The organism is Erythrobacter sp. RANMB8 (assembly GCF_056848235.1).
The window spans coordinates 1-11,135 of sequence record NZ_JBREHG010000022.1 but is presented as its reverse complement, the minus strand read 5'-3'; the positions used below and the strand labels follow the sequence as shown (position 1 = coordinate 11,135).

11 protein-coding genes and 1 tRNA gene are annotated in these 11,135 nt (G+C 65.6%); 4 read left to right on the top strand and 8 right to left on the bottom strand.

Features of this window, described 5'->3' with window-relative positions; translation table 11 throughout:
* On the top strand, positions 1-140 hold a 140-nt coding region (locus ACU0AG_RS15915; protein ID WP_482783248.1), incomplete at its 5' end, for a toxin-antitoxin system YwqK family antitoxin.
* 135 nt (positions 141-275) lie between these two features.
* Here the strand turns inward: ACU0AG_RS15915 and ACU0AG_RS15910 are convergent.
* The 3 genes from ACU0AG_RS15910 to yghU form a co-directional block, all read right to left on the bottom strand.
* A complete protein-coding gene (locus ACU0AG_RS15910; protein WP_482783247.1) occupies positions 276-635 on the bottom strand; it encodes a DUF805 domain-containing protein in 360 nt (119 codons plus the stop codon).
* 393 nt (positions 636-1,028) lie between these two features.
* A tRNA-Gln gene (locus ACU0AG_RS15905) sits at positions 1,029-1,103 on the bottom strand.
* Positions 1,104-1,182: 79 nt separating this feature from the next.
* Positions 1,183-2,040 carry a glutathione-dependent disulfide-bond oxidoreductase gene (yghU, locus tag ACU0AG_RS15900; protein ID WP_482783246.1) on the bottom strand — a complete coding sequence of 286 codons (858 nt, stop codon included), beginning with the start codon at positions 2,038-2,040 and terminating at the stop codon, positions 1,183-1,185.
* Positions 2,041-2,213: 173 nt separating this feature from the next.
* Between yghU and ACU0AG_RS15895 the strand changes: the two genes are divergently transcribed.
* Together ACU0AG_RS15895 and ACU0AG_RS15890 are read left to right on the top strand one after the other, a co-directional pair.
* Positions 2,214-4,295, top strand: a complete 2,082-nt coding sequence (locus ACU0AG_RS15895) for an NAD(+) synthase (RefSeq protein ID WP_482783245.1) — start codon at positions 2,214-2,216, stop codon at positions 4,293-4,295.
* On the top strand, positions 4,295-5,194 hold the full coding sequence (locus tag ACU0AG_RS15890) for a DMT family transporter (RefSeq protein WP_482783244.1): 900 nt from the start codon (positions 4,295-4,297) through the stop codon (positions 5,192-5,194). The genes ACU0AG_RS15895 and ACU0AG_RS15890 overlap by 1 nt, the downstream gene beginning before the upstream one ends.
* Positions 5,195-5,357: 163 nt before the next feature.
* On the opposite strand, the gene ACU0AG_RS15885 is transcribed toward ACU0AG_RS15890, so the two are convergent.
* A complete protein-coding gene (locus tag ACU0AG_RS15885; protein ID WP_482783243.1) occupies positions 5,358-5,954 on the bottom strand; it encodes an FMN-dependent NADH-azoreductase in 597 nt (198 codons plus the stop codon).
* A gap of 82 nt (positions 5,955-6,036) precedes the next feature.
* A complete protein-coding gene (locus ACU0AG_RS15880) occupies positions 6,037-6,738 on the bottom strand; it encodes a pirin family protein (protein ID WP_482783242.1) in 702 nt (233 codons plus the stop codon).
* A 203-nt stretch (positions 6,739-6,941) separates the two neighbouring features.
* Between ACU0AG_RS15880 and ACU0AG_RS15875 the strand changes: the two genes are divergently transcribed.
* Complete coding sequence (locus ACU0AG_RS15875) at positions 6,942-7,880, top strand: LysR family transcriptional regulator (RefSeq protein WP_482783241.1); 939 nt, start codon at positions 6,942-6,944, stop codon at positions 7,878-7,880.
* A 5-nt stretch (positions 7,881-7,885) separates the two neighbouring features.
* Here the strand turns inward: ACU0AG_RS15875 and ACU0AG_RS15870 are convergent, their stop codons facing one another.
* From ACU0AG_RS15870 to ACU0AG_RS15860, 3 genes are all read right to left on the bottom strand, one after another.
* Positions 7,886-8,575, bottom strand: coding sequence for a glutathione S-transferase (locus tag ACU0AG_RS15870; protein ID WP_482783240.1), 690 nt, complete (start codon positions 8,573-8,575; stop codon positions 7,886-7,888).
* Positions 8,572-9,399 carry an oxygen-dependent tRNA uridine(34) hydroxylase TrhO gene (trhO, locus tag ACU0AG_RS15865; RefSeq protein ID WP_482783239.1) on the bottom strand — a complete coding sequence of 276 codons (828 nt, stop codon included), beginning with the start codon at positions 9,397-9,399 and terminating at the stop codon, positions 8,572-8,574. Before trhO ends, ACU0AG_RS15870 begins: the two co-directional genes overlap by 4 nt.
* A 360-nt stretch (positions 9,400-9,759) precedes the next feature.
* Positions 9,760-10,836 (bottom strand): branched-chain amino acid aminotransferase, encoded by a 1,077-nt coding sequence (locus ACU0AG_RS15860; RefSeq protein ID WP_482783238.1) that lies wholly within the window; start codon positions 10,834-10,836, stop codon positions 9,760-9,762.
* Positions 10,837-11,135: the final 299 nt, after the last annotated feature.

Below are 11,135 nucleotides of genomic sequence, written 5' to 3'. Positions count from 1 at the left end.
TCGATGGTCATGAAGACGGGCTCTGGCGTGACTATCATGACAACGGCAAGATCGCTGCCGAGGGCACATACGCACAAGGTGAAGTGACTGGCGAATGGCGCTATTGGGACGAAGACGGAGCGTTGAGCGACGGTCAATAGCCGCCATTCCGAATTCCACCCACGACCTCCCATGAGCCGGGCCGACGCGCGATCCCGAAAGCGGCACCGCGGCTTTGCCCTGATCGTGAAAAATTCCTGCCCTTCAGGTTCCGACCCCAGAACGGTCGTAACTAGCTACGGCTGCGCATCAATCCTTCGGGCAGATGACATCGCAAGGAAAACGGGCAACACATTGATCACAGCGCCCAGTGATAGACCTAGCCAAAGGGGACCGATGTTGATCTCCGCAATCATCAGAAGGATCCACCAACCCGAGCGACCCTTTTCCTGAAGCTCGCGAAACGTAGCAACTACCGCCACAAGATAGATTGCCAGAAACGGGATCAAGAGCAGGTCTGGCAAGCTGAGCAGATTGACCAACACTACCGATACGAGAACGATAGCGACAATCGCAGGAACCCTGACATTGAATGGGCTCCGCGCCCAATTCACAACTGACGTCCCGAAACCGCTCAATTGATCGCTGTAAGACATCGACAAAGACTATCATCTTCGACTTCAGGTTTCCACCCATCACCGGTCATAAGCGAGGTCGATGCTCGGCTCTGAAAGCAGCATGGCGGGTTTTGGCGAACCCAGCCATTCAGTATGTCGTTCGGGAAGAACCGCAAAGTCCCAAACACGGTCATCGTATCTAATCGGTGGCTTACAACAGCCCAGCGGGCACGGCGCGGAGCCACGGTGCAAATCCTGTGCATTTGCCGGTGGAAAAGCTGCGCAAATCGGACGGCCATCTTGCGCCAGGAATCCACTCGAATCATGGTGCCGAAATCAGGACCACGGCAGGGTGCCACGGCGGGGTGCCACGGGGTTTTGACTCGAAGAGAAACCCGTTATTTTTCAGATGCTTGGATCTGAAGATATTCATGGCTGGGGCGGAAGGATTCGAACCTTCGCATGGCGGTACCAAAAACCGCTGCCTTACCGCTTGGCTACGCCCCAGCAAGAGCCGCGCTCTATAGCGGCTGTTTCTGCCTTGTGAAGGGGGCGAACGCACCGCGCAGCCCCCTTTTTTCGCGGCTCAGGCCAGCCGCTTGCCTGCGAAGTCGGCAGCAGAGTGGCGTTCTTTCAACTGGGTGTCTTCATCGCCCCACACCTTGTTGACGATCCGCCCGCGCTGCACGGCCGGGCGGGTGGCGATTTCCTTTACCCAGCGGCCCACGTTTTCATATTCGTCGATGCTGAGGAAGGTTCTGGCGTCGTTGTAGATATCGCCGGTGGTGAAGGGCGCAAGCCAGGGGAAATTGGCGATGTCGGCGATGGTATATTCGTCACCGCCAAGGAAGCGGCTTTCCGCCAGACGCCTGTCCGCCACATCGAAAATCCGCTTGGTTTCCATGGCATAGCGGTTGATCGGATATTCGTATTTCTCCGGCGCATAGGCGTAGAAATGGCCGAAGCCGCCGCCGATGAACGGCCCCGATGCCACCTGCCAGAACACCCACGAAAGCACCTCGGCCCGCGCCTGCGGGTCTGCGGGCAGGAAGGCGCCGAACTTTTCGGCCAGATGGACAAGGATCGCGCCGCTTTCGAACACGCGGAAAGGCTGCGCCCCGCTGCGGTCGAGCAAGGCGGGGATCTTGGAATTGGGGTTTACGCCCACAAACCCGCTGCCGAACTGTTCGCCGGCGGAAATGTTGATCGTCCAGGCATCATATTCCGCGCCCGCATGGCCCGCTTCCAGCAGCTCTTCCAGCATGATGGTCACCTTCACGCCGTTGGGCGTGGCGAGCGAATAGAGCTGGAAGGGGTGATCGCCCACCGGCAATTCGCGCTCCTCGCGCGCGCCTGCGGTCGGGCGGTTGATACTGGCAAAGCGCCCGCCCGATACGGTGTCGGCGCTCCAGACGGGGGGCGGGGTGTAAGTGGCATCGGCCATGGGTTCGGCTCCCTTCACATGGTGCGCAACCACTTGGGCGCTGCGCTGCAAAGGTGCAAGCAGGGCGGTGTGATCGAAAGGCTTTGACCCTCGAAAGCCATGCTTTTTGCAGGCCTGCTAGGAACCGCAGGCAATTGGGGCTAGAGGCTGTGCCAGAGCCATCCGGAGCCACCATGAGCGAGACTTCGCACCCCTTTTTCGATTGCCACGAACACGGCTTTGTCCGCGTGGCAACCGCGACGCCGTGCAGCCGTCCGGCCGATGTTGCCTTCAACACCGCAGGCGTGCTGGACGAGGCGCGCAAGGCCCACGCTGCCAATGTCGATCTGGTGGTGTTTCCCGAACTGACGCTGTCGTCCTATGCGATCGACGATCTGCTGCTCCAGCACGCTTTGCTGGAGCGGGTCGAGCAGGCGCTGGCGGAGGTGGTCACCGCTTCGGCAGACCTCCATCCGGTGCTGGTGGTGGGCGCGCCGCTCAGGCGGGCGGACAAGCTCTATAACTGCGCGGTGGTGATCGCGGGCGGGCAGATCCTCGGCGTGGTGCCCAAGAGCTTCCTGCCCAATTATCGCGAGTTCTACGAAAAGCGCCATTTCGCCCACGGGCGCGGGTGCACCGATCTGTGGATCGGGGTGGCGGGCGAGGAAGTGCCGTTCGGCACCGATCTGGTGTTCGCCGCTGCCAACCTGCCCGGCTTCCGCTTCGGCGTGGAAATCTGCGAGGATTTCTGGGCGCCGGTGCCGCCGGGGATGCAGGCGGCGATGGCGGGCGCGCTGATCCTGTGCAACCTTTCCGCCTCGCCCGTCACCATCGGGCGGGCGGATGACCGTCACCTGCACTGCCGCTCCTCGGCCTCCCGCGCCATCGCCGCCTATGTCTATTCGGCGAGCGGCCACGGGGAGAGCACCACCGATCTCGCGTGGGACGGGCAGGGCGTGATCTACGAGATGGGCGATCTCCTCGCCCAGTCCGCCCGCTTTGACCGGACGGGGGAGCTGTGCGTGGTCGATATCGACACCGAACGCCTCGTTGCCGAACGGATGCGCAACCAGACCTTCGCCGATGCCGCCGAGTGGGCGGGGAGCCCGGCGGACACCTATCGCCGGATCGTGTTCGAGCACGCTTATGCCGCAGGCGACATCGGCCTTGTCCGCCCGGTGGCGCGCTTCCCCTTCGTGCCCGACCGGCCCGAACGCCTCGACGAGGATTGTTACGAGGCCTTCAACATCCAGGTCGATGCGCTGATGCGGCGGATCGAATCCACGGGGGCAAAGAGCCTTGTGATCGGCATTTCGGGCGGGCTCGATTCCACCCATGCGCTGATCGTGGCGGCCAAGGCCTGCGACCGGCTGGGCCTGCCGCGCTCCACCATCCGCGGCTATACCATGCCCGGTTTTGCGACTTCGGATCACACCAGGGGCAACGCCCACCGGCTGATGGCGGCGATGGAAATCACCGCCGGAGAGATCGACATCAAGCCTGCGGCCCTGCGGATGCTGGAGGACATCGGCCACGCTTTCGCCGCCGGAGAGCCGGTGCATGATGTGACCTTCGAAAACGTGCAGGCGGGCCTCAGAACCGATTACCTGTTCCGGCTGGCGGGGCAGCACAACGGCTTTGTCGTCGGCACCGGCGATCTCAGCGAGCTGGCGCTGGGCTGGTGCACCTATGGCGTGGGCGACCACATGAGCCATTACGGCGTCAATGCCGGTGTGCCCAAGACCCTGATCCAGTATCTGATCCGCTGGGCGATCAGCACCCGCCAGTTCAGCGATGCTTGCGGCGAGGTGCTGGCCGCGGTGCTCGATACCGAGATTTCGCCTGAACTGGTGCCGCCCGGCGCGGACGGGCAGATGCAATCGACCGAGATCATCATCGGGCCTTACGAACTCAACGACTTCTTCCTCCATCACGTGATCCGCTTCGGCCAGCGCCCCTCCAAGGTGGCGTTTCTGGCGTGGCATGCGTGGAAGGATGCGGGGGCCGGACTATGGCCTGCGGGCTTCCCGCAAGGCGCGAAGAATGCCTATGATCTGGCGACCATCGCGCACTGGCTTGACCGGTTCTGCGCGCGGTTCTTCGGCTTTTCGCAGTTCAAGCGTTCGGCGCTGCCCAACGGGCCGAAGGTCTCTTCGGCGGGCGCGCTGTCCCCGCGGGGCGACTGGCGTGCGCCGTCCGACGCGGTGGCGAGTGTCTGGCGCGAGGAATTGCGCGGGGCCTTGCCGGACGGGGTGGTGCAAAGCCTTCCCACCTGATGCCCAAAAGCCTGCCTCTCTCCGCGCTCGGCATGATGCTGTTCTGCAATGTCGCCTGGGCGATGAATGTCGTGGTCTCCAAGATCGCGGTGACGAGCCTCGGCCTGCCGCCGCTGTTCTACACCGTGCTGCGATCGGTGATGGTGCTGGCGGTGCTGTTCCCGCTGCTGCGGCACATCCCTGCGCGCCTGGGGCTGGTGCTGCTGATCGGCTTTGCGATCACGGGGGGCAGTTTCGGGATGCAGTTCGTCGGCCTTCAGACCGCAAGCCCTTCGGCCGTCGGGATCGTCAACCTTGCGGGCGCGCCGCTGACCGTGCTGTTCGCGATCATCTTCCTCGGCGAAGAGGTGCGCTGGCGGCGCGGGATCGGCATGGCGCTGGCGCTGGGCGGCGTGGGATTGGCCATCGGCGCACCGTCAGAGGCGGGCGATCCGGTCGGGCTCGGCTTTGCTTTTGCGGGCGTGCTGGTGGGAGCTTTCGCCTCGGTCTTCGTCAAGCGGCTGGAGGTTGGCGCGGTGGCGTTGCAGGCATGGGCGGCGCTCGCCTCGCTCGGCGTGATGCTGCCGGCGACGCTGGCGCTGGAGACGGGGCAGATCGCCGCGGTCGAGGCTGCGCCGCTGGCGGTGGCGGCCTGCGTGCTGTTTGCCGGGGTCGTCGTCTCGGTCGGCGCGCATTCGGCCTATTTCAAGCTGTTCCAGCAGCATGATGCCAACCTGATCGTGCCGCTGACCCTGCTGACCCCGCTGCTGACGATTGCCTTCGGGACATGGCTGACAGGGGACACCATGGGCTGGCCGCTGATCATCGGCGGCAGTCTGGCGCTGATCGGCGTGGCGATCATTGTGATCCGGCCGAGCCGCACGATTTTCAAATGGCAGCTGATGCGGCCGAAATTGTGAGGCGGCGGTTCCTGCAATGTTTCACGTGAAACATCGGGCAAAACCGGCCTGAAACGGGCCTAAAAGGGGTCTAGAGGGGGTCTAGACGAGGCTAGAGGGGGTCTAGCCTCGTCACTCGCCCACCCCCGGCCCCTCCCGCAAGCGGGAGGGGGGGAGAATTGCTTCAGGCCGCCAGCTTTTCGGCCTGTGCCTGCGCGGCAATGATCTTTTCCTCGCCGCCTTCGCCCATGATGCCGTCGGCTGCGACGATTTCGACATCACTGATCCCGAGGAAGCCGAGGAAGAAGGTCAGCCAGCGGCTCATGAAGTCGATGTCGCTGCCCACGGGGGTGCCGCCGCTGGCGATGGCGAGGTAGGCCTTCTTGCCCTTGAGCAGGCCTTCGGGGCCGGTCGCGGTGTAGCGGAAGGTGGTTCCGGCGCGGGCCACCAGATCGGCCCATGCCTTGAGCGTCGAGGGCGGGCCGAAATTGTAGATCGGGCTGGCGATCACGATGGTGTCGGCGGCCTGAAGCTCGGCGATCAGCGTATCGGCGATGGCGGCAAGGTCAGCCTGCTCCGGGCTGCGATCGGCGGGTGCGGTGAGGTTCGCGCCGAAGCGCTCGGCGCTCACGTAAGGCAGATCGTTGGCGGCCAGATCACGTGTGGTGACGCTGGCACCCGACCTCGCGGCGAGGCCGTCGACAAGGCGCTGGCCCAGCCCGCGCGAAATGCTGTCGGCGTCCGGACGGATGCTGGCGGTGATGTAGAGGATGTTGTTCATCAATCTGATCTTTCGTGAAAAAAGGGGTGGAGCCGGCCGGCGGGAGAGGGGATGGGGGAACCGGCCGGCTCCGGGGGGAAGCTTACGCCGCGTCGACCAGCACGACCTCGCTGTCTTCGAGCGCGGTGATGGTCACTTCGGCCATCTGGGTGATCGCCACACCGTCGCGGGCGTTGGCCTCGACGGTGTCGATCCGGATGCGGCCGGTGGCGGGCACCAGATAGAGGTGACGGTCCGCCGAGCGGGGCGTGTAGGTCACGCTTTCGCCTGCCCTGATCGTCGCCCCCAGCACCCGTGCATCGGCGCGGATCCTGAGCGCATCATTGTCGTTCGCGACCCCGCTGGCGAGCGGGACGAAGGCGCCGTTGCGGTCGTCCTTCGGGAACTTGCGTGCACCCCAGCTCGGCTCGCCCCCGCGCTCGTCGGGGATGATCCAGATCTGGAACAGCGTGGTGTCGGTGCCTTCGAGGTTGTATTCCGAATGGCGCACGCCGGTGCCTGCGCTCATCACCTGCACATCGCCCGCTTCGGTGCGGCCTTCGTTGCCCATGCTGTCACGGTGCGTGATCGCGCCGGTGCGGACATAGGTGATGATCTCCATGTCGGCGTGCGGGTGGGTAGGAAAGCCGGTGCCGGCAGCGATGCGGTCATCGTTCCAGACCCTGAGCGCGCCCCAGTGGACGCGGGCGGGATCGTGATAATTGGCAAAGGAGAAATGATGGCGCGCATCCAGCCAGCCGTGGTTGGCGGCACCGAGGGTGTTGAAGGGGCGCAGTTCGATCATGGGGTGTGTCCTTGTTCGTGTTGAAGCGGAGATAGGCTGCTGACAGCGTCTGGATAAGTGCGATAAAACTTGCCAAGATGTTCAGGAAATCCGAACATATGCGGCAAGCCACTCTCCCGGCCCCCGTTCGCCTCGAGCGAAGTCGAGAGGCAGGTTGAAGGGTGTCTCGACTGCGCTCGACACGAACGGACGGAGGCCTGCCCATGAAACTCGGTGAACCCACGCTCGATCAGCTGCGCATCTTCATCGCTGTGGCCGACCACGGCAGCTTCGGCGGGGCGGCGCGGGCGATGGGGCGGGCGGTCTCGGCCATATCCTACGGCATCGCCCAGCTTGAGGCTGCGCTGGCGCTGACCCTGTTCGAGCGCGAGGGCTCGCGCCGCCCGGTGCTGACGGCGGCAGGCGAGGGACTGCTGGCAGAGGCGCGGGGGATTGCCGACGGGGTCAATGCGCTGCTCGCCAAGGCGCGCTCGCTCCACGCCGGGCAGGAGCCTGCCCTGACGCTGGTGGTCGACGTGATGGTGCCGGGCGAGGTGACAGCGCGGGTGCTGGGCGAGTTCCGGCGGATGTTTCCGACCTGCGCGCTGACCTTGCGGATCGAAGGGCTGGGCGCGGTTGCTGCCTGCGTGATCGAGGGCGGGGCCGATCTTGCCATCGGCGGGCCGGTGATCGGCGACAACCCCGCGCTCGAACGCCATGCGGTGGGCGAGATCGACCTGATCCCGGTCGCCGCGCCGTCTCACCCGCTGGCGCGCTCCGGCGTCGCGCCGGGCGAAAGCCGCCGCCACCTGCAACTGGTGCTGACCGACCGTTCGCCGCTGACCGAGGGGCGCGAATTTTCGGTGCTCAGCCCGCTGACATGGCGGCTGGGGGACCTCGGGGCCAAGCATTCGCTGCTGAAGGAGGGGCTGGGCTGGGGCAATATGCCGCGCGGCATGGTGGCGGGCGATCTGGCGTCGGGCGCGCTGGTGGAGCTTGACCTGCCCGAACGACCCGGCGCGCATTACGGCCTCTCGGCGCTGTGGCGGCGCGACACCCGGCTGGGACCTGCGGCAAGCTGGCTGGTCGATGCCTTTCGCGAGGGGCTGGGGGACAGCCCCAATCCAACTGCAAGCGTCACCCCGGCGCAAGCTGGGGCCTAGGACCGCTAAGTGCAGCGCGTGCCGCTCCAGGTCCCAGCTTGCGCTGGGATGACGGGAGACGGCCCGAACAGCACGGGTGCGTCGCCCTCTTGCCAGACCGCGAACTTGGGCATGACCGCGGCGAACAATTCCGACGCGAGCAACCGCTCCAGCCACCCCTGCAAGCGCGGCAGCGGCTGCGTCGCGAACCACGCCGGATCGATCGCGGCGAACTGGCGGATGAAGGGAAAGAGCGCGATGTCGGTCAGCGTTCGGGCCGGTCCGCACAGGAAGGCATCCGCCGCCAGCCGTTCCTCCAGCGGTGCGAGCAGCGCGAGGGCGGCGGCGCGGTGGTCGGTCACGCCGTCCTCGTCATACCGGCCCGGATATTTGGCGCGGTCGAGGTGGTGTTTGAACACCCCGTCATTCACCGCGATCAGGCCCGCATCATCGCGCAGCCGCCAGCCTTCGGGATCATTCTGCGCCAGCGCCCGGCGCATGATGTCGAGGCTCTGGTCGATAACCTCTCCGCCCGCCAGCACCAGCACCAGCACCGGCACCGTCCCCTTGGGGCTGGCGGCGAGCAGTGCGGGCGGTTTGGCGGCAAGCTTCACCTCGCGCAGCTCCACGGTGATCCTCGCCACCCACAACGCCATGCGCGCCCGCATCGCATAGGGGCAGCGGCGGAAGGAGTAGAGGACCGGCGCGGGCGTCACGCGGTGCAGACGGGGGCGCAGACGGGGCAGGTCTCGCCCACGGGGAACGGCCGCCCGCAAGGCTGACAGCGCGTGTGGGTGCCCTGCGCAAGGCCGTGGCCAAGGCTCACGCGTTCATCGAAGACGAAGCATTCGCCCTGCCACAGGCTTTCGCTTTCGGGCACCTGTTCGAGGTATTTCAGAATGCCGCCCTTGAGATGATAGACGTCCTCCACGCCTTCCGACCGCAGGAAGCTGGTCGATTTCTCGCAGCGGATACCCCCGGTGCAGAACATCGCGACCTTTTTCTTGCCCGCCAGCAGTTCCTCGCGGTGGGCGCGGAACCATGCCGGGAAGTCACGGAAAGATGGCGTGGCGGGATCGACCGCGCCGGCGAAGGTGCCGATGGCGACCTCGTAATCGTTGCGGGTGTCGATCACGATGGTGTCAGGGTCGGCGATCAGCGCGTTCCAGTCATGCGGATCGACATAGGTGCCGACGCTCAGGGTAGGGTCGATGTCCGGCTCCCCCATGGTGACGATCTCGCGCTTGACCCGCACCTTCATGCGCCCGAAGGGCATGGCGGGGGCATCGGAGAACTTCACCTCGAGCCCCGCGCAGCCGGGCAAGGCGCGGATCGTATCGAGCACCGCGGCCAGCGCATTGTCCGTGCCCGCAATCGTGCCGTTGACCCCCTCGCGCGCGAGCAGCAGCGTGCCCTTGATGCCCGCCTCCTCGCAGGCCGCGAGCAGGGGCTGTTGCAGAGCCTCGGGATCATCGAACCGCGTGAACTGATAGAGCGCGGCGACGGTGATGCCGGACGCGGCGGAACAGTCGGCGTTCATCGATCACCTGTCCGTGCATCCGGGCACACGACGGGAGCAAGCACAAAGCTGGTCCCACGCTGTTCCAGCGCAACCCGACGTCCGACCTCGCAGCCGCGATCATCCCTGTCGCCGAGCGGAAGGTATCGCGCCGATCCGTCCGGTAGCTTGACCAGAAGCGAGCGCCCTTGGGCCAAGCTACGGCCCGAACCGACTACAGTTTTCATGAGCTGGCCATACACCATTTCGGGCGTCCCTTTGCGCACTTTTGCCGCGCGGTAATCGGACACCACCCGTAGCGCTGCCATACCCATGGCGAGAACAGCGGCCACCACCACAGCCTCGCGCCACCACGATTTGCGTGACGGCTTTACCATGGGCCTAAACCCGCATCACCCAGCCATGCGTGTCGGCGATCCGGCCGTTCTGGATGCCCACCAGCGTCTCGCGCAGCTTTGCGGTGGTCTGGCCGATGCCGCCTGCGCCGATGGTGAATTCGCCCTCCGGGCCTGCCACCTTGCCGACCGCGGTGACGACCGCCGCCGTGCCGCAGGCCAGCACTTCGACAAGCTTGCCGCTCGCCGCATCCTCGCGCCACTGGTCGATCGAATAGGGTGCCTCGGACACCGTCAGCCCCTGTTCGGTCAGCAGCGTCATCAGGCTGTCGCGGGTGATGCCGGGCAGGATCGTGCCGGTCAGCGGCGGGGTGATCACGGTGCCATCGGCGAAGACGAAGAACAGGTTCATGCCGCCCAGTTCCTCGACCCATTTGCGCTCCACCGCATCGAGGAACAGCACCTGATCGTGACCCATGGCGAAAGCCTGTCCGGTCGGCACGAGGCTCGCCGCATAATTGCCGCCGCACTTGGCCGCGCCGGTGCCGCCGGGCGCGGCGCGGGTGTAGTCCGAAATCCAGATGCTCACCGCCTTGGCGCCCGACCGGAAGTAATTGCCGGCCGGGCTGGCGATGACGATGAACTTGTATTGCTTCGCCGGACGCACGCCGAGGAAGGCCTCGGTCGCGATCATGAAGGGGCGAAGGTAAAGCGATCCGCCCTCGACCGCCGGATACCAGTTGCCATCGACCTCAAGCAGCGCCTTGATCGCGGCGATGAACAGCTCGGGCGGCACGTGCGGCATGGCCAGCCGGTCAGCCGAGGCATTGAAGCGCGCCGCGTTCGCCTCGGGCCGGAACAGGCCGAGGCTGCCGTCGGGATGGCGATAGGCCTTCATCCCCTCGAAGATTTCCTGCGCATAGTGCAGCACGCTCGCCGCCGGATCGAGCGCGATGGGCTGGCGCGGGCCGACGGTCGGCGTCTGCCAGCCGCCAAGGGCCTCGTCATAATCGATCACCACCATGTGATCGGTGAACACGGTGCCGAAGCCCGGATCGGCGATCAGCTGCTCGCGGGTGGCATCGGGCGTGGGCGAGGGGTGGGGGAGGCGGGTGAATTGCATGAAATGCGCCTAATCCTGTGGGCCTCTCAGGGCAAGATGACTATTGAAGCAAGCGCGCCCGCCCCTCCATCACCTGCGGTGGTCCCCCTCCGCTTGAGGGGAGGGAGGCCGAAGCCGCAAGCCGCAGAACCAATGCGCTGTTCCGGTCGCGTAACGACCGCAAGCGCGACCGCGCGCCCGCAGGTGCTCGATCCTGCAAGGATCGAAACGCACCGAGGACGAACCCGCGGAGGCAGGTTCGTAACAAAAGATCCACCGGGCCGCAGGCCCGCAAGGGCGACCGCCCGCCCGCAGGTGCT